At 33.2% G+C, this 19,650-nt stretch carries 17 protein-coding genes and 1 pseudogene; 11 read left to right on the plus strand and 7 right to left on the minus strand.

Features of this window, described 5'->3' with window-relative positions; translation table 11 throughout:
* Window positions 1–9: 9 nt before the first annotated feature.
* A complete protein-coding gene (locus tag AB3U99_RS07435) occupies window positions 10–633 on the plus strand; it encodes a TetR family transcriptional regulator (RefSeq protein WP_400246663.1) in 624 nt (207 codons plus the stop codon).
* 134 nt (window positions 634–767) lie between these two features.
* On the plus strand, window positions 768–1,790 hold the full coding sequence (locus tag AB3U99_RS07440) for a 2,3-butanediol dehydrogenase (RefSeq protein WP_400246664.1): 1,023 nt from the start codon (window positions 768–770) through the stop codon (window positions 1,788–1,790).
* 413 nt (window positions 1,791–2,203) lie between these two features.
* Here the strand turns inward: AB3U99_RS07440 and aiiA are convergent, their stop codons facing one another.
* Entirely contained in the window at window positions 2,204–2,959 is a 756-nt protein-coding gene (gene aiiA / locus AB3U99_RS07445; RefSeq protein ID WP_400246665.1) for a quorum-quenching N-acyl homoserine lactonase AiiA, read from the minus strand.
* A gap of 308 nt (window positions 2,960–3,267) precedes the next feature.
* Here aiiA and AB3U99_RS07450 point away from each other — a divergent pair, with 308 nt between their 5' ends.
* Complete coding sequence (locus AB3U99_RS07450; RefSeq protein WP_400246666.1) at window positions 3,268–3,444, plus strand: hypothetical protein; 177 nt, start codon at window positions 3,268–3,270, stop codon at window positions 3,442–3,444.
* 207 nt (window positions 3,445–3,651) lie between these two features.
* Window positions 3,652–3,804: a hypothetical protein gene (locus tag AB3U99_RS07455; RefSeq protein ID WP_400246667.1), complete on the plus strand. Its 153-nt coding sequence runs from the start codon at window positions 3,652–3,654 to the stop codon at window positions 3,802–3,804.
* 140 nt (window positions 3,805–3,944) lie between these two features.
* Here AB3U99_RS07455 and AB3U99_RS07460 read toward each other — a convergent pair whose 3' ends face one another.
* The 3 genes and pseudogenes from AB3U99_RS07460 to AB3U99_RS07470 all read right to left on the minus strand — a co-directional run bounded on the left by AB3U99_RS07460 (window position 3,945) and on the right by AB3U99_RS07470 (window position 6,259).
* A complete protein-coding gene (locus tag AB3U99_RS07460) occupies window positions 3,945–4,205 on the minus strand; it encodes a hypothetical protein (RefSeq protein ID WP_400246668.1) in 261 nt (86 codons plus the stop codon).
* Window positions 4,202–5,002: an ExeA family protein gene (locus AB3U99_RS07465; RefSeq protein WP_400246669.1), complete on the minus strand. Its 801-nt coding sequence runs from the start codon at window positions 5,000–5,002 to the stop codon at window positions 4,202–4,204. The genes AB3U99_RS07460 and AB3U99_RS07465 overlap by 4 nt, the downstream gene beginning before the upstream one ends.
* Window positions 4,995–6,259 (minus strand): annotated as a pseudogene (locus AB3U99_RS07470) (DDE-type integrase/transposase/recombinase). The gene AB3U99_RS07465 and the pseudogene AB3U99_RS07470 overlap by 8 nt, the downstream one beginning before the upstream one ends.
* Window positions 6,260–7,179: 920 nt before the next feature.
* Between AB3U99_RS07470 and AB3U99_RS07475 the strand changes: the two are divergent.
* Window positions 7,180–7,650 carry a hypothetical protein gene (locus tag AB3U99_RS07475; RefSeq protein WP_400246670.1) on the plus strand — a complete coding sequence of 157 codons (471 nt, stop codon included), beginning with the start codon at window positions 7,180–7,182 and terminating at the stop codon, window positions 7,648–7,650.
* Window positions 7,651–7,708: 58 nt separating this feature from the next.
* Here AB3U99_RS07475 and AB3U99_RS07480 read toward each other — a convergent pair whose 3' ends face one another.
* Window positions 7,709–9,091: a Sau3AI family type II restriction endonuclease gene (locus AB3U99_RS07480; protein ID WP_400246671.1), complete on the minus strand. Its 1,383-nt coding sequence runs from the start codon at window positions 9,089–9,091 to the stop codon at window positions 7,709–7,711.
* A gap of 179 nt (window positions 9,092–9,270) precedes the next feature.
* Between AB3U99_RS07480 and dcm the strand changes: the two genes are divergently transcribed.
* Window positions 9,271–10,530, plus strand: a complete 1,260-nt coding sequence (gene dcm, locus AB3U99_RS07485) for a DNA (cytosine-5-)-methyltransferase (protein WP_400246672.1) — start codon at window positions 9,271–9,273, stop codon at window positions 10,528–10,530.
* Window positions 10,531–10,917: 387 nt separating this feature from the next.
* On the opposite strand, the gene AB3U99_RS07490 is transcribed toward dcm, so the two are convergent.
* A complete protein-coding gene (locus AB3U99_RS07490) occupies window positions 10,918–11,067 on the minus strand; it encodes a hypothetical protein (RefSeq protein ID WP_400246673.1) in 150 nt (49 codons plus the stop codon).
* A gap of 703 nt (window positions 11,068–11,770) precedes the next feature.
* On the opposite strand from AB3U99_RS07490, the gene AB3U99_RS07495 reads away from it, so the two are divergent.
* Entirely contained in the window at window positions 11,771–13,138 is a 1,368-nt protein-coding gene (locus AB3U99_RS07495; protein WP_400244534.1) for a transposase, read from the plus strand.
* Window positions 13,139–13,376: 238 nt separating this feature from the next.
* On the opposite strand, the gene AB3U99_RS07500 is transcribed toward AB3U99_RS07495, so the two are convergent.
* The gene (locus AB3U99_RS07500; protein ID WP_400246674.1) at window positions 13,377–14,219 is read right to left on the minus strand and encodes an AraC family transcriptional regulator; all 843 of its coding nucleotides are present in this window, start codon (window positions 14,217–14,219) and stop codon (window positions 13,377–13,379) included.
* Window positions 14,220–14,380: 161 nt separating this feature from the next.
* Here AB3U99_RS07500 and AB3U99_RS07505 point away from each other — a divergent pair, with 161 nt between their 5' ends.
* From AB3U99_RS07505 to AB3U99_RS07520, 4 genes are read left to right on the plus strand one after another with little or no spacing between them, the layout of a single operon-like run.
* Window positions 14,381–15,682: an ABC transporter substrate-binding protein gene (locus tag AB3U99_RS07505; protein WP_400246675.1), complete on the plus strand. Its 1,302-nt coding sequence runs from the start codon at window positions 14,381–14,383 to the stop codon at window positions 15,680–15,682.
* Window positions 15,683–15,741: 59 nt separating this feature from the next.
* Window positions 15,742–16,656, plus strand: coding sequence for a carbohydrate ABC transporter permease (locus tag AB3U99_RS07510; RefSeq protein WP_400246676.1), 915 nt, complete (start codon window positions 15,742–15,744; stop codon window positions 16,654–16,656).
* The gene (locus AB3U99_RS07515; protein ID WP_400246677.1) at window positions 16,657–17,502 is read left to right on the plus strand and encodes a carbohydrate ABC transporter permease; all 846 of its coding nucleotides are present in this window, start codon (window positions 16,657–16,659) and stop codon (window positions 17,500–17,502) included. It begins immediately after the preceding gene.
* Window positions 17,503–17,508: 6 nt separating this feature from the next.
* Entirely contained in the window at window positions 17,509–19,614 is a 2,106-nt protein-coding gene (locus tag AB3U99_RS07520; protein WP_400246678.1) for a glycoside hydrolase family 36 protein, read from the plus strand.
* The last annotated feature ends 36 nt before the right edge of the window (window positions 19,615–19,650 follow it).

The raw sequence follows: 19,650 nt of genomic DNA on the forward strand, positions 1-19,650 counted from the left end.
GAGGGGACTATGGCAAAGCAAATAGTAAATGATGAAGAAAAGAATAAACAAGTAAAAGTGCAAATATTACATGCCGCTAAGCATCTATTTTCAAAAAAGGGATATGATGGAACGACAGTTAGGCAGATATGTGAAGAGGCGAATGTATCACTTGCATTGGTGTCCTATCACTTTGGTGGAAAAGAAAATGTATTTTATGCACTTTTTGAACCGCTGAGAGAATCCTTTATGACAACAGAATATGATTTATCGGATTCTTTAGAAGCTTTAAAAGAATTTTGTAAAAGATTTATTCTATATCGTCATGAAGAGCATGAATTAATTAATATCTTGCAACAGGAAATTGTAATGAATAGTCCTAGGATTGGGATGTTGAAAGATGTCTTCTTACCTTCTTGGGAACAACTTCGGGTGATATTACTGGCATGTTTGGAGCAGAAAACGATTCATTTTCCATCAGTTGATTTAGCTATTGACTTTATTATGGGAACTTTAATGTATTCTTACCATAATAGTTTTTTAAATCGTGGGAGTTTAGATCTTACTTCCGAAGAGATTGCAGATTATGCGGTGCGTTTTCTTTTACAAGGACTTATCGATCCCGAATTAAAGAGCAGGGAGTCTTCTCTGTAACAAAGTGAAGGAGATTAGTAAGGGATACACCTATCCTATAAAAGACTGATTGGTTTAAACAAACGATCGGTGAGGGATAGAAAAAAATAACCTCCTGATTGCTGGTAAGTATTTTCATAAAGGAGAGTTCAGTAATGAAAGCAGCCAATTTTTATGGAGCAAAAGATATTCGAATAGAAGAAACAGCAGTTCCACTATTAGATAGTGGTATGGTAAAAATAAAAGTAGCGTTTGCGGGAATTTGTGGAAGTGATATGCATGAATATCTTGCTGGGGCCTACCCTTTTCGTACCCATTCTGTATGGGGGCATGAATTTTCTGGAACAGTTGTCGAAGTTGGTGAAGGTGTTTCAAAGGTTACTGTTGGAGATAGAGTCGCTGTTGAACCGTTAACACCATGTGGGAAATGTACGAACTGTAAACGAGGGTATTTCAATATATGTAAATTGGGTGGCTCTTATGGGTATACAAAATCTGGTGGATTTGCTGAATTTGCAGTGGTCAACCAAGAGAATGTATATCTTTTACCAGATCAAATGAGTTTGGAGCTTGGAGCCCTTGTTGAGCCAACTTCAGTTGCTGTACATGCTGTACGTACAAGTCAGCTTCGTCTTGGTGACACTGCTGCTATATTCGGTGCAGGACCAATTGGATTACTTGTTTTACAGGCAGTAAAAGCCGCAGGAGCAAGTGAAATCTTTGTCGTTGAAGTTTCTGATGAAAGACGGAAAAAAGCATTGGAATTAGGGGCAACCTATGTACTCAATCCTATGGAGGAAGATGTACGAAGTATTATTCTAGATAATACTGAAGGGGGAGTAGATGTTGCTTACGATGCGGCAGGAGTGGAAGCGACATTTACAACAGGCATAGCTTCTATCCGACCTGGAGGAGAATTTAAAATAGTAAGTGTATGGGAGAAACCAGTTTCTTTTAGTCCAAATTTAATCGTTTCTCCAGAAGTAAAGGTAAGTGGTTCATTTGCCTATAATAATCTATTCCCTGAAGTAATTCGATTACTAGCACGAGGTGTGATTAATGGAAATGCAGTTATAACAAGCAAGATTGCACTGGATGATTTAGTTACAGAAGGATTGGAAAGGTTAACGAATGATCGTAGTCAGTGTAAGATTTTGGTAGAAATGACTAATGATTGATTTCTATCAGTGGTGTTAATGGTTCTCTTATTTTTATTTGAAGGAAGAGTTTTTTAGTTATGTCTTAAAATTTTGTAGAGCATTTAATCATTTTTGTTTTCCAAGTGTCAGGCAAGATTATTTTTCAATCCTTTATAGCTGTCGCTTAAGACCATCAAATGATGCTAGTAAAAAGATTATGACTAAGGAAAAATAGTTGCACCATGCGTTTTCCAGGATCATGAGCCGCAGACGATTGATCGGCTTGGGGAGACGGAGCAGATGACGATGTTTGAGTGATGGGAATTGATAGCAAACAATAGTGCCTGGCACCTTATTGGGTGACAGGTACTGTTGTTTTTTCATAATCTATCAAAATGGAAGTGGACAGCACTGCTATGATAGTTGTTATAAACTATATCTGAAGTTTGTCTCTAAGAAAAATCTGGGTAAGTCTTCTGTGAAGTTGCTTGGCCCAAGTCATGACCATAAAAAATGTGAGTAGGACGTATATCAGCCATAAGGCTTTTTATTTTTCTAATCGATTCATTAGCTATTTGTTGATCGAATGTAGCAAATGGAATTTCATCTTCATAATTTTCTTTAGTATAGGCTAAATCAACCGTCAATAAAATAGGGCCAGATTGTTTCGTTGTAATAAGAATTGATTGATGTCCTGGTGTATGGCCAGGAGTGAAGAGAAGCTGAATTCCAGGCATGAGTTCGTAATCGCCTTTAATGGCCTTATAATTTAAATCGGCTTGAGTGCATTCTGGCGGAGCATAACTATCATTTCCAATGGCAACATCCAGCTCTGCTTGTTGAACAAATATGGGTGTTTTGGGAAACAGCGAATTTCCACCTGCGTGGTCCATATGTAAATGGGAAGAAATGATTGCTTGAATGTCATCAGGTTTATAGCCAATTCTATTTAAAACAGCAAGAATATGATCTTCCTTTCTCATATCAGGTAAGAATAAACCTTCGTATGGTGTATGATCAAAATAACCTGGATTTTCAATAAACGATTCTGGCATACCTGTATCAATGATAATTGGGCCATCCTTTGTTTCTAGCAAATAGGACCATATTTGCAAGGTTACAAGCTTGCCAGGCTCTAATTTTTGATTTAAAGACGAGTGATCAAGCGTTAACTTTCCAGTAGGTAACCAGTGAAGTCTTTCTATCATTTAATACCCCTCTTTCGTATTTTTTGAATAATCAGACTAAATATATTATGTCATAGATTTAACCTTTTGAACAAATGATTTTTTTTTGTGCCACTTGTTTTTATATTAGAATACTATATGTAGAAGAGTAGTGAACAGAGCAATATATCCAAAGAGGAAATGGCTTTTATGCTGATATATTTGATTTAGTTTGTGGGAAATATTAGAATTAATATAGTGAAAATCGGAATTGAAAGAAAATAAAAAATATGAGGTATCTTTGATATTAGATAGTAACAACAAGAAAAAACAAAAAACAAGGTGATAATATGGCAGGGTATGTGTTTAATTTAAATAATATGGAGTCACTTAAAAAAATAATTAATAATGGTGTTTATAGTACTAATTTGACAGAGCCAACGAATAATCGTTGGCTAGCTCACCATGAAGGAACTTTAACGGACTATCTAACAATGAAAGAAGGAGATAATGTATATTTTTTTTAAAAAAGAAAAATTTATGGAATTGGTATCCTTACAAATATCAATGATAGTTGTAAATTTCTAAATTTTCCTGAGGCTGATATTCCCAAAATACCAATCTACGGATATATTAAAGATAGTTTGTTATTAGATGAATCTAGTAACTCTATTAATAATAGATTTATTTGTTCGTTCTATCCATATCCCTATTTTTTCGAAAAAGGAATTGATATGGATGACGTGTTAGCCTCCAATCCAGATAAATTTAGAATTTTAAGGGCCTTCTGGAAGGTATCATTTATAAAAATTGATGATGAAGAAAATAAAGCTCTAAGGGATATAATATTAAAGAGAAATGAAGAGCATTTAAACACAAAGCTGTAAACGAGCATATTATTCCAGACACTGTTTTTTATTTTAAATCGGTGGAAAATCTGAAATAATGTGCTCTTTTTTTCACAGTAAATTGGAAAGTGGAAATTCTTGTTCGTATTATTTCGGCTAAAACATTAAAACAAAAACCCCTAAAAAGGGGCATCAACTCGAATATAATCTTGAATTTTTAATCGAATCTTATATATTTCTTGGTTATGAAGGACAAATATTACATCGTTATTCAAAGTGACGAACCAATCTAGATCTTTCTCTAGATAGGCTCGTAAGTATTGATTGTTGATTTGAATTTCAAAATGATAGCCTTGGTCAATCCAATAGGAGGACTGCCCAATCCAAACTCTCCATTCATGGTCAATATGATTGAAGACTAATATTCCTCTTTTCATCATAGTTTACTATCCTCAATGGCCAATCTTACGATTTCCTCATCTATCTGTTCCTTATTAAGTTGAGAACCAAATAATAAACTGTTAATGGTTAAAGTATTTATGACTCGTGGCCATCCCTGCGAGCGTAAGGTTATAGCCTCTTTTGCTGCCTCAGTAAAGATAGGCATTTTTGCTCCAGCTATTTTCAAATGGTGGTCAATGTAATTTGACACTTCCTCTTTGGTTAGTGGCTGAATCTCATATTTCATAATGATTCTCTGTGTAAGTGGGCGATGATGGTTTAAGGCTAGCCGTGTCTTCAAATGAGGTAATCCAGATAACACTAAAATAAACGGGTTGGTAGAGTCCATTTGAAAATTAAATAATAACGCTATATCCTGTAAAAAAGCATCCTTTGCCATGTGCATTTCATCTAGAATAAAAACAGGTGTAATTCTTCGTTCCTCTACAATCCGTTCAATTCCTCGTTGAATTTGCCGGAAAAGGTCCACTTTCCGGAACTTTGGTTCTTCTCCTAAACCATAGGCTAAACCGCGATAAAAATCCATTACTCCTCCCGTTGAAAGAGGAAAATAGATTACTTGATATAAAGAAGGACTTAGGGACTCTTTAAAAGACCGTAAGGTAAATGTCTTTCCTACACCAGGTTCACCTATAAGAAGACCGATACCTTTTGATTTTTCCAGATATTTTAATGCATTTAATGCCCCCTTATAATCAGTAGCTGGAAATGCATCTAAAGGACGTATTTCCTTTGAAAATGGCGTTTGGGCTAAAGAATAGAAAGATTTATACATGGTCTTCACCTTCTTTCCGTTCGTTCGACTCGCTTAATAAGAACGGGGATCGAACTCGTTTTGCCTGAGCGTTGACTTCAAAAGAAACCGGAATGGCTTCTGCCACCTTTTGATCATTTTCAAAAATAAAAACGCCTTGTTCATCAAACCTGACATCCACACGGTGTCCGATAAATCTTGGTGGTACTTCATAAAGCTGCTTGTCTAATGTAATCGTTCCATCTGGTTTCACCTTCCGGTATTCCCGTTTTAAGAAGATTGTTTCAAGAATAGAGGTGTCCTCTAGAAATGACACTTCATGAAACTGAGAGTGAAAGACTTCATGCGGTGTTTTTCCTTCTAAAGATGCATGAAGCCTCCGATGATAATCTTTCTCTAACCACTCCCAAAATCGTTCATTTAACTCTTCCAAGGAATGGACAGGATTAGCTTGTAAAAGTGGATAAAACCTTGTTTGAATGGTCTTAAACATCCTTTCAATTTTGCCTTTGGCCCTCGGATCATAAGGGGCAGTATGGACCAAGGTAATTCCAAGTCTAGCACAAGCATATTGAAGTGTTTCTGATCGATAAATCTTACCATTATCGGAATATATCATTTTTGGTTTTCCTCTTCGAATAAGAGCTTCCTTCGTTACGACTCTTAATCCATCAAACTTTTCATCTGAAAAAAACTCCGCATATGGAACCAGTCGAGAACAATCATCGATATAGGCGATTAAAAAGGTTTTCTTTGCTTTCCCATTCACCTTTATGTATGGACCATGAGACAAGTCTCCTTGCCATAATACATTCACCTTTTCATGTGCGAACCGTTTCCGTTCGGGAATGGCTGATATTTTTTTTTACCTATTAAGTTGTGTTTTTTTAATAATCGATTTATAGTAGAATATGATATTTGATTTTTTTGGATTTCTCCACTCGCCATTAGTTGTTCGTAGAACACACTAACAGGCATATGGAGATTTTTTTTTCGAATTTCGATGATGTGATCCCGATCATCAGGTGATAGTCTTCTAGAATCTCCTCGATCCGCACGCTTCTTTGGTTTTAATGCCTCAAACCCATTTCTGCGATAGTGAAGAAGCCACTCTTTTATTGTTTTTACGGCAATTTTGCGTTCCCCATAGTAGGGTACTGAATGAATCTTTCCCTCCAATTCATTTAGATACTTTTTTTGATCCACTTGACCATTAAACAGAGGGGCAATGAGTCCAAAACGAAATAAAGCAATCTGTTCACGTTCTTTTTCATTCATGGAATTCTTCCTCCTTTTTGTAGAAGGACAACCGGTTATCCATGTATTTATTCTACTTTTTTTGTCATTTTCTGACGATGCAAAAGGTGTGTGGGACAAATAATATTTTTGTATCACCACAAATATGGTAGAATTAATTTGCCATAAAGTACGTTGATAAATGACCCCAGCTCCTTCGTAAGAAGGAGGATTCGCCAAAATCACGGATCATTTTCAAATATTTTATGGCTTCTTTTTTTCGATTGCTAGATAAGCCACTAGAATAACCAATATCGGTAAAAAAGCTATGGATCCAATTCAACTTCCTATTGTACCGTACAAAATAAAACCTTAATAATTGGCGGCTGCTATTGGTTTTCCTTTTTTGAATTAACTCTTGTATAAGATCTAACACAGTCCTAATGGTGTGCTGAAAAAAAGGGATTAAAAAATCTGGTAGGATTGATATATTCACTTTACAAATCAGACACCTAATTCGACATATAGGAATCTTGATCGTTAAATCCTCCGTAATTCCAAACCTCCAATAGTAGCCGTTCCTATGAAGATTTCCATGTGATATACACTTACAATTAGGACAACATTCAAGCGTAGGAAAGCTATTATTCTTCCCTCTATCGGCATATTCTTTTAAATCGATTCCAAAATCAAAAGAGACAATCATAAAAAACTCCACCTCCATAATATGAAAAAAATTTAGCACATTATTTCGGTGAAGTATAGATATTATTCCGAAGGAATTTGAAAAAATAGTGGTGTTTTTTGCAGAAAAAAAGTGACTGTTTACAACAAAGCAAGGGAAATTCTCATTTAGTGAATCTTTACAAAATAGTTTCAAACATAAATTGTCTGAAAAGTATTCTTTAACATCTGAGAATATCTTAAAATACTCTTCTAAAGAAGATTACATAAGACATGAGATGGCAATTGAAGCTCATATTGCTGATATTATTACCAATAATAAAGAAGGAATATTTGGAAAGTGGGATTTTATCTCGCATCAAGTGATTGCTTCACCGTTTAAACCTATTGATTATATGGATAAAATGGATATATTTGGATATAGAAATATTGAAGGTTTTGATACTATTTCTAAGTACTTATTAATAGAGATTAAAAGAGATAGTGCGAATAAAGAAGCAATTAATCAAGTGATGAAATATGTAGACTGGATTAATCAAGAATACTCTCATGGTGATTATTCAATGATTGAAGCTTTTCTTGTGGCATATGATTTTCCAGAGGAAGTAATTAAGGAAAAAGAGAATATTTGCAAGCGGAATTATATTAAAGGAAGACGCCCTACAGAATCTGCTGAATGGAGAAATGTAAGATTAATCAAATATAAATATGATAATAATACAAGCAGACTAGTTTTTGAAGAAATATAAAAATGGAATTATTAAAGCCTATAGTAGAAAGCTGAACCTATAGGCTTTAATTGTTTATTTAATCTTTTATGATATCTGAAATATATGAATTATTTAACCAATAGCATTGCTTAGTAATTAATTGACCATTTGGTAATTCAATCTTGTCATTTCCATCTCTTCCCTTTGGACGAATATGGGTTACACCATTAAAAGAACTTTTTGGGAAATTATTTTTTTCAACGAGATTTCCCCCTCGTTTTATATACTCAATTTTTAGACCACTATGCAATAGTTTATTAACCTCAACCCAGAGTTCTTTTATTTTTGACTCGATAGTTTTTTCTGGCATATTCCATAATTTAATTCTTTTTAAAAATAACTTTCTATTTGGGTTATCTTTTTTTTGCTCCTTATATTGGAATACAATGAATAGAAATTTCGTTTCATAGAAGCGATTACGTATGTAACTTTCTTCCCATGTTTCATTTTTCCATTGATTAAAATCGATGTTTTCAAATGACATGGATTCTTTTGGAATACCATTTGGTTCTAATCTAACTGTTTTAAATTGTACATTAGCTTTTGCGAATTCTTCAATGTTATCTAATTTTGTCCCTTTTATACCTAATAAAGCACTTATAATTTGGGGAATGAAACTTTTGGATCCCTTGTTATACTTAATATTTAGTTTCTTAGATATTTCTTCATCTGTTAATCCTATATATGGGGCGAATTTTTCATTTAGTAGTTCATGAAAACTTTTTTTCTGTAAGTCGATTGCTTTAGCAAAATTCACTAGATTTTCTTGCTTTATATGTTTTCTTACTAACGTTGTCATATAAGATTGCTTTAAGGAATATGCTCTTTGCATTGCGGGAATATCCGAGAATGGTTGAGTTCTTAGTGAATTTTTATTACTTCCTTTTGTACATGCACCTAAATATATAGTGTCCCCTTCTGATATTTCATGAGCTTTTCCTTCTTTTATTTTATCGAGAATTGCTTTCCAATCATTTTTAATGATTTCCAAATCTGCTTCTGGAAAAGAATAGAGAAAACTCTTATTTATATAATAATCATTTCTTTCATTATTTGGTGTCCACTCATAAAACATTAATAATAACTTTTGATTTTTCTCCCAAAAACTAGACGTATGAAAAGTAGTTTCAACTTCTTCCATATAGTTAATTATATTTAATACAAGCCTCTCTTTTGCAGATAAACTTCCATTTTTATTCTTTTTAAATGGAGTTACTTTTAATTCCACACCTAATTCTTCAAAATCAGGTCTAGCATTGGAATTAATTTTATAGCCAAAGAAACTTTCTTCGATAACTTGACCTAAACTACCTTTTGATTTACGATTAGACAATCTATTATAAATATCAATTTGTCCAAACGTTTTACCTTCGGCTTCTTTAGCTTTACTTAGTAATTCAGATTCTGTTTTGTATAACATAATATCTCCTTAGAATATTTATTTTAGGTTTTTAAACAGAGCGTTTGTTCTTAAAGTGTGATAAAATAAAATAGTATTGTTTTAGTTTTAAGAAAGTAACAATAACATACATTAATGTAATTAATTCCTATATATTACTATATTTTTGGTATATTTTGTACCGAAAGGATGTTCGATAAATGATTAAGGCTTTAGAGTTGTTTGCAGGCGTAGGCGGTTTCCGATTAGGTCTAGAAGCAACGAAAAATTTTGAAATAGTATGGGGGAATCAATGGGAGCCATCAAAAAAGGTTCAAGATGCCTTTAATTGTTATCAGAGACAATTTATGGACCAAGGAATACACTCCAATAAAGATATAGCAACTGTTGATGAATATAGTTTAAAATACTTAAATGCCCAACTACTAGTAGGTGGATTTCCTTGTCAGGATTATTCTGTTGCAAGAAGTTTATCTGGTGAACAAGGTATTCAAGGGAAAAAAGGCGTTTTATTTTGGGAGATAATTCGTTTCCTTAAAGAATTAAGACCAAAGTATGTTTTGCTCGAAAATGTTGATCGGTTATTAAAATCTCCTTCTAAACAGCGTGGAAGAGATTTTTCTATAATGCTAGCAAGTTTTCGAGATTTAAACTATTCTGTAGAATGGAGAGTTATTAATGCTGCAGAGTATGGACAGGCACAACGAAGACGTAGAGTCTTCATTTTTGCTATTAGAAATGATACTGAATATATTAAAGATAGGGAAAAAATCACTGATGCAGAAATATTGCATAAAGAAGGATTTTTTGCCAAACCATTTCCTATTAAAGAGGAATCGTCGTCTAAGCATGTAGCTCAATTAAGAGAATTACCAGAAGATATACTTGAAGTTTCGGATGAATTCTCGATGAAATATTTAAATGCTGGGATTATGAGAAATGGGATTGTTTATACAGAAGAAACTTTGCCCCAAGTGGAAAAGCCAAAGACATTAGGAAAAATACTTCAATCTAATGTTGACGACAAATATTATTTGAAAGAAGCAGCAATAGAAAAGTTTAAATACTTAAAAGGACCTAAAAAAATTGAAAGAACTGCTGCAAGTGGTCATAAATATATATTTTCCGAAGGTGGTATGGCTTTTCCAGACCCCTTAGATAAACCCGGCCGTACTATGTTGACTAGTGAAGGAACAGTTAATAGAAGTAGTCATGTAGTTGAAGATCCTACTACAAAGAGATTACGAATACTAACACCAGTTGAGTGCGAAAGACTAAATGGATTCCCTGATAATTGGACTGAAGGTATGTCTGAGCGAATGCGATATTTTTGCATGGGGAATGCCTTAGTAGTGGGACTTATTGAGAGAATGGGTAAACGAATTTCTGAAATTAATAGTACAGAACCAGATACGGAAATTAAATTTAAAGAAATGGAACAACTGAGTTTCTTTAATTAAAAGTGCATATAGCAATTTGGACTGTCAAGGTTAAAAGCTTGGCAGTCTTTTTTAGCTACAACGGTATAAATGTAAATTATGATTATAAAGATAAATAATGAAAGATTTCTGGATTTTCAGTGTCAAGAACCGGACAAATCTTAGGTTTTTATTCTCATCTTATAAAAATAGATTCTAAGAAAAAAGAGAGGAAAAATATAGATTTATCACATGAAATATCTCATTAATTGTTTTTAGTTATCAAATTCAATAGATTTGGAAATATACTGTTTCGGTCAAAATTAGTAATCGAAAAGTTAGATTCGAATGATTTTATTTGTTTATCTATCCCAATCCATAAAAACTACCTTATTTTCCTTTAGCCATAATGGAAAATAAGGTAGTTTTTCAGTCGCGCATATGACCAGCTTCCCGAGAAGTCATTGCTCCATCTCCTGCTTTTACATCTCTTTGAATTTCTTGTTTTACTTTTTGTGAATCAGTTCCTGCAAAATCTGGCTTCATAATGGAATTTAAGTTCTCCTTATTTTGCGTCATGCTTTTTCCTCCTTCCTAATTCTTTATCCCATAGTATTTCAAAAAAAGGCGGATATTATGTTAATGGAAGAAGAAGGAGTTATTTTTTAGCAAAAAAAGACAGAGCTTCTTGAAAAAAATAAACGGCTTATGCCAGAATGACTATGATAATGAAAAAGTAACCGTTATTCGAGTTCGAAAAAAGTAATCCTTAAATATAAGAAAAAGACATAAACAAAATGGCGAAGATAAATAGGATAAATAGTAACATAAAAATTATTGCTAATACGAGTAAAATCCATCCTAGAATTTTTCGATCCGTTCTAATCAAGTAAATAGAAAGTGTGATGATTCCAAACAGAAAGCCCATGATTCCCCAGAGAACAGGGTTTTTGCCTTTTTTTTTGGAATCTATAACCAAATATATCGTTATTAAAATGTTTATTACCCAAAATAAAGAAAACTCCATAAACTAAGCAACCTCTTCTTTCCATTTTTTTATTGTATTTAAATAAGCTTTCTTACATGTCTAATGAGTGATTAGTGATAACTCAACTTTCGGAGTTGAATTTAACTTTTAAAGCCTTACGATTGATAGGGTAGACCCCATTTAATATCCATTTGCTTTTCTTTGTCTTTTGTGAAGATAAAAAGAAAAGACACCTGTTTCTTTGGTAAAATAACGGTGACTAAACCAATTACACAAAGAAAGGTGTCTACCATTATGTTATCGAAAAATTCGTCTTTTGTCCATCTCTCGCAAGCTATGAAACACAGCTTTTCGGAGTTAAATGTGGGAAGGCATTTACGGAATGCGGGTATTACCAAAAAACTTGGATTTTCATGCCTCACCATTTTTCAACTTTTGTTTCTTTTAGTATTTGAACATCGTACCTGGTATCAAGCTTGTTTGAGTAAAAAAGCAACCGTTCTTCCAGGTAAGGATGTCATTTATGACTTCTTAAAGGTGCCTACATTTAACTGGCGCAAGTTTTTATTATCCCTTTCATTTGAAGTTACACAGCGTTTTGAAAGGTTAACTTCATCAAAGAGGATTTCCGTTTTTATTTTGGATGACTCAGTTTTTTCACGTAACCGTAGTAAAAAAGTAGAGCTGTTAGCACGTGTTCATGACCATGTGACACATAAATTTGTTAAGGGGTTCTCCATGTTAACACTCGGTTGGTCTGACGGATTTTCGTTTGTACCAGTTGACTTTGCGCTCCTCAGTTCAACTAAAAAGGAGAACCGTTATTGTGAAATAGATTCTACTATTGATAAGCGAACTTCTGGATATAAGCGTCGTCTGGAAGCTATACAACCTAAACCTGAAATGGCCGCTACTCTTATCCAAAACTGCTTAGATAAAGGCATAGTGGCGGATTATGTGTTGATGGATACTTGGTTTACACATGCGCCTTTAATCGAATCGATTACAGAAAAAGGCTTATTCGTGATTGGCATGGTCAAACAAATGAAGCAACGCTACCTTTATAACGACAAACTATTGAAACTAGATGAGTTGTTTAAGGTAGTTAAGCCCAACCTTCAAAAAAAAGGTGTCTTGGGCTCTATTCAAGTATGCCTTCAAACGGATAAACAGACGTCTGTCAAAATTGTTTTTGTTAGAAATCGCAATAAGAAGAGTGAATGGTTAGCCATTTTAAGCACGGATACTGCCCTTTCAGATGAAGAAATTGTAAGGATTTATGGTATGCGTTGGGACATTGAAACATTCTTTAAATGCACAAAGTCAATGTTAAAGCTCGCAAAGGAATTTCAAGGTAGATCGTATGATTCCATGATCAGCCATACAACCTTAGTTTTCACACGCTATACTCTGCTTGAATGGAGCAGAAGAAATGAACAAGACCCAAAAACAATCGGAATACTCTTTTTCTTAATGTGCGAAGATGTAAAAGATTTGGATATGCTTACGGCTTTACAACAGTTACTAGAACTTTTCGAAACAATGTCAAAAGGTACTGTTTCTTTAAGCACGGAAACTTTAACGGGTCAATTAACACATTGGTTTGAATCCCTGCCAAGTTACATCAAGGGTTCATTGAGTTTTTCTATGTCCGAAAGTTGAGTGATAAGATGTAAGGAAATCTTATTTATTTAAGAAAATCCATCCGTAGTCCTAAAATGAATGACATTAGTTATTAGTTTTCTCTTATGCTGGAACTTTTTTCTTAAAATTAAAAATAAATAATGATTGGTCAAACTCTGGCTTGAACATCTTACGACTTATAGAATGTTGTTTTATTAATTAACCGTAAACATTTTTAAAAATGAACAGGATATTTATCATGTAATAAAGTAATAAATTAATATTTAGTTCTGCTGTTTCTAGGTGAGTGTCCATAAATTCTTTTATAAGTTCTTGAGAAAGAAAGCGGATTTTGGTATCCTACAGCTTTAGAAATTAACGCGATTGTGTGATCGGAGTTTTCAATTAAGAATTTGGCTTTTAGCATTCGATATTTAATTAAGTATTCCAAAGTACTTTCTCCTAATTTTTTTGAAATGATTCTTGATAAATAAGAACTATTAAATCCTAAATCGTCAGCAAGTGTCTGGACACTTAAATCTTCTCTCCAATAGTTTTTTCTAATATATAAAATAAATTGTTCAACAATTTTTTGCTCAGAAGTCATGTTAGAATTTAAAGATATGTTTGATCCATCTAAGCTTAATAAGGATAATATAGTAATTAATTTACCTTGAATGGTTAAAGAACTAGATTGAGAAAGAAAATTTGTTGTTATTAGCTCTTTGATGTGTTGATCAATTAAATCTTGGTTGAGAACATGTCCAACTTTATTTTCTCCGTTGTAACCCAAATCTGCTAAAACTTCTTCTACTTTATTTCCTTCTAAACCAATCCAGATATATTCCCAAGGAGATTTAGCGTCAGCTTGATAGAGAGGATCGGAATCTTTAGGCGTGATTAGAAAAAAATCTCCTTTTTTCAAATGATATTGATTATTTTTATACTTATAAATCCCTTTTCCATTCAATATATAGTGTATAACATAGTATTCTCTTACTTGTGGTCCAAAGCTGTGTAAAGGCAGACATTTTTCATGTCCAAAATTTATTATACTTAGATCAGTTAGAAGACAATCATTAAAAAAGAATTCAATTCTATCTTTGCTTTCTAAAAACATTTTATCATTCCTTTATATCAGATTTTGTATAGTTTTCTTTGAGAAAAAAATAGTTTAAAAAGTCAGAAAGTGTATACTTTAGAATAGAACTCGTTATTTATTTATCATCTTACTCTAATTATAATATATGTTGTAAGCGATAACAATTAGGAGGTAATAATATGGTTCGAAAAAAAAGCATAGTATGGATGATTACTACTTTATTCTTATTAAGTATGATTTTAGCGGGTTGTGGCTCTGGTAGCGGAGATGAAAATAGTGAAAATGGTAAAGTGAAATTAGTATTCTGGTCAGGAGCAACCAAAGGAAACAAGGATCAGATACACGAGGAGGAACTAATCAAAGAGTATGCAGAGAAAAATAATATTGAAATAGATTATCAATTGTTTAATTGGGATCAGTTAAAAGATAAAATTGTTACTTCTGTTGCTGCAAGTGATGCACCTTCTATTACTTGGGGGTTAGGTGAATGGTATGGTGAGTTTAGCAATATGGGTGCATTAGCAGATTTATCTAGCTTTTGGGATTCATATGAAGATAAGGATCAATTTTATCCAAATGTGATAGATGCTTTAACTACTGACGGGAAACTACAAGCATTGCCAAACTATATTGCACCAAGAGCATTAGTATATCATAGCGATTTATTAACTAAGGCAGGCTACAATGCTCCTCCGAAAACTTGGGATGAGATGGTTGAAATGGCTAAAACAATTAAAGATAAAACTGGGAAATATGCTTTTGGTATTGCAGGTACAGGGGATAGAGCACCTCAAGAACTAGCATCTTTCCTTTTCCAAAATGGTTTAAACATTGCGGATTCTGAGGGTGACGGCAAATATAAAAACACTTGGCAAGATAGTTCAGACAATTTGAAGAAAGCTACAGAGGTTTTTCAGTTTTACAAAGATATGTTAGACAATGAAGTTATTGATCCAAATTCAGCTGTGGGTGGTTGGGAAGAACTAGACACAAACTTTTCCTTAGGTAAATATGCGATGGTAAATGATGGTTCATGGATGCAAAACTACGAAGCAAATAATCCAGAAGAAATGAAAGATGTAGCAGTAGGATTACCGCCACATAACTCTAATCCATCTACATTCTTAGAAATAAGTACCTATTATATTTACAACAATAACGAAAGAGAAATAGAAGAATCTACTAAATTAGTTAAATATCTTCTAAATAAAGAGAATCAGCAAGCTGGAAGACCTGAAGGATCACCAAGAATGGATATGGAAATTGATGGAAATAATAAATGGGCTCAAGGTTTTGCTAACCCAGAATTAATTAGTCAAGCACAACCACTTCCACCAATCTCAATGGCAGAAATTACTCGGCCAATGCAAGATGCAATTGCGATGGTTCTTCAAAATGGAGATAGTCCTAAAGATGCTGCAAAATATCTTTCTGACAAAATTAACGAAGCATTGAAAAACCAAGAAGTATACGCTGAATAAGTATCCGATGTGGGCGAATAGTCTTTTCGTTCACATTTTCTTAAGAAGGGAAGATTGAAATGGAGCTTTCAAAAAAGATGAATAAAGAAACCGCTAATCGAATAAATTCCCTTGTGTATATGGGTCCTGCGATTATTTTCATGGTTTTTTTGATAGGTATTCCACTGGTTCAAGTTATTTGGGATAGCTTTCATGCTAAAAGTTTAACAAATCCGAATTTGGATGGTTTTGTTGGATTAGAAAATTTTAAAAAAGTGCTTTCTGACCAATTATTTATGAACAACTTAAAAAATACGGTAGTTTGGACAATTTTATCGGTTTTCGGTGAACTTTTATTAGGAGTAACAGTTGGAATTGCTCTAAATCAGAAAATAAAAGGTAGAGTAGCATTCAGAAGTATGATTATTATTCCTTGGATCGTACCGATTGCTGTTGCTGGCTTAACATGGACATGGATGTTAAATCCAGATTATGGAATTTTGAATTATTTGTTTGTTAAGTTAGGTTTAATTGATAAATCAATCTATTGGCTTGGTGATACTGAAACTGCATTGTTAACAGTTACCTTTATTAATATATGGAGAACTTTTCCATATTGGGTTATTAGTATTCTTGCAGGATTGCAATCTATTCCTGAAGATTTGTATGAAGCATCTGCAATGGATGGAGCAAATATTTTTTACCGTTTTTTCCATGTAACATTACCTGGTTTAAAAAATGTGATAACCACTTTAATTTTTATGCATATTGTTTGGACTTCGGTAAACTTTGACTTCATCTGGATTACTACAGAAGGTGGACCGAATTATTCTTCTGAAACATTGCCAATTATGATTTATCGATTTGCGATGAAAAGTTACGATATTGGAAAATCTTCCGCGTTATCTGTAATTATGATTTTCATTTTATTACTGTTATTCGCATTTATACCATTAATAAAACTTGTTGCAAAAAAGATTAAGGAGGCTGCATAAATGGTTAAAAGCAAAAGTGAAATAATATTTTCAAAGATTGCAACATACCTTATCTTAGTTTTATGTTCGATTTTTTCCTTTTTTCCTTTTTTATGGATGGTATCAACTGCTTTAAAGCCAGATACAGAGATTTACTCGACAACACCATCGTTTTTTTCAAGGAATTTTTCTTTAACAAATTTTAAGGAAGTCTTACAAGAATCGGATTTTTTGATTTTTTTTAAAAATAGTTTATTTGTGTCGTTTGTAACTACAGTTATTGGCCTTATTTTGGCAATATTAGCAGGTTATGCTTTGAGTAGATATGGACGCTATAAGTCTATAAAATTAGCAGGCTTGTCTTTAACTGTGAGTCAAATGGTTCCAGGTGTATTATTACTGATTCCAATATATATGATATTTAAAGGAGTACATCTGATTAACTCCTATCCTGCTTTAATTTTAGCATACTCTACATTTGTTATACCGTTAAGTACTTTTATGATGAAAGGTTTTTTTGACAGTGTACCTATATCACTAGAGGAATCTGCCGAACTGGATGGAGCCTCTAGGTTCAGAACTCTTGTTCAAATTATACTTCCAGTTTCTATTCCTAGTTTGGTATCAACGGGATTATATACTTTTGTAACAGCATGGAATGAGTATATGTTTGGATATGTTTTAATTAATGATGTAGCTCATCGTACATTAACTCCAGGAATAACCTTATTTAGGGGGCAGTTTACTACAGACTGGGGAAATTTGATGGCAGCAAGTGTACTGGCTGTTATTCCAGTCACAATAATTTTTGTATTTTTACAACGTTATTTATTATCAGGATTAATGTCAGGAGCAGTGAAAGGATAATATATGATGAATATAATAAAAGAATTTAAGTATAGATTTGGATCTACAAATATAGCGTTTGTGTTAACGGAAGAAAATAAAATTCGTTTAGTACAATTTTCTACTTTTCCATATGTTGATATGAATACATTGGATCAGCATTTAGTCAACTCAAGTAATCTAGTTGAACTTCAAGTTACTGGAATGAATCAGCCACAACATAAAGGAAATAAACTTGGGAATACCTTACTGGGTAGTGAATTAGAGCTAGAGGATATTAAGACAGAAAATAATGAACTAATTATTTCGCAACGATATGTATTTCAGAAGATAGATATCAGAGTAAAAACTATTATTGAATATGTTACAGATACTGATGTATTTCGTTGGAAAAATATTGTTGAAAACCTTGGTGAACCAATTGGAATTGAATATATTACTTCAATTAATATTACTAATTTGAATCAAGGGCAAGTTTTTCAAAAATATATTGATCATATTCTATATTTGCCACACAACTCTTGGACTGGCGAATTGCAATGGCAACAGGATACATTGAAAAATTATGGTTTAGATTTTCAATTGGATGGTGAAAAACTACAAGATTCCACGAAAACTATTTCTATAACTAATAATAGTTCTTGGTCATGCTCGCAATATAGTCCATTAGCAGTGTTGCATAATCCATTATTAAATGTTTCTAGCTTTTGGCAAATAGAAAATAATGGTGAGTGGCATTGGGAATTGACAGACTGTGGTTTAGGAAAATATATAGCACTAAGAGGATTGGGACCAACAGAGCCCACTAATCATTGGTGGAAATCTTTGGGGGAAGGTGAAGCTTTTGAATCAGTCACCATAGCCTATGGAACTGTAAATGGTGGATTTGATGAATCGATTAATGCATTGACTCTCTATAGAAGAGCAATACGTAGAGATAATGAGGATAACCAAAAATGTCCAGTCATTTTTAATGATTATATGAATTGCTTAATGGGAGATCCAACAACCATTAAAGAACTTCCATTAATTGATAAAGCTGCAGAAGTAGGCTGTGAATACTATGTAATTGATTGCGGTTGGTATTCTGATGGCTATTGGTGGGATAACGTTGGAGAGTGGCTTCCATCAAGGGAACGTTTTCCAGAAGGTATTAATTTTTTGGCTAAGTATATTCGTGATAAAGAAATGATTCCCGGCTTGTGGTTAGAAATTGAAGTGATGGGTATTAATAGCGAATTAGCTAATTCGTTACCAGACGAATGGTTTATCTGTCGTCATGGAAAAAGGATTAAAGACCATAGTAGATATCATTTAGATTTCCGAAATTCGGAAGTAAGAGAATATGCGACTTCCGTTATTGATCGTCTGATTGATGATTACCAAATTGGTTATATTAAAATGGATTATAATACACCAACGGGTATAGGTAGTGATATTAATGCTGACAGCTTTAGTGAAGCGCTTCTACAGCATAATCGAGCATATCTAAAATGGTTAGATGAAATATTCGAAAAATATCCGGATCTAATAATTGAAAATTGTGGTAGTGGTGGAATGAGACATGATTATGCTATGTTAGCAAGACATAGTATTCAATCTGTTACAGACCAAACTGATTATTTAAGGAATGGGGCAATTGCAGCAATTTGTGCTTCGGCGATTACTCCTGAACAATCAGCCATTTGGTCGTATCCTTTAAAAGAGGGTGATTTAGAAGAGGTAATTTTTAATATGATAAATTCTATGCTTTTAAGGATACATCAAAGTGGGCATCTTGCTGAATTAAATACAGAAAGACTTTCTTTAGTAAAGGAAGGGATTGATGTTTATAAAGAAATTCGCCATAATATTCCTAAATCATCCCCTGAATGGTACTCAGGAATCCCTAAGATAGATGATGAATGGTTTAGCTTTTCATTAAAATGTGAAAATGAAATTTATCTTGCGGTATGGAGAACTTATAGTGAGAGTAATCAATTTAGTATTAAATTTCCCTATGAATTAATCAACGTCGAACAAATTTATCCAAAAAAACAAGAAAAAGTTGGTATGTTTGATTATTCTAGAGATACTATGCTGTTTGATTTTAAGAGCAATAAAGTGGCGCGATTATATAAAATTACCATTTAAAAACGCGGAAAAGCTCATAACAGTTCTAATCACATA

The sequence above is a fragment of the Niallia tiangongensis genome (assembly GCF_044704065.1).
Taxonomy (GTDB): domain Bacteria; phylum Bacillota; class Bacilli; order Bacillales; family Cytobacillaceae; genus Niallia; species Niallia tiangongensis.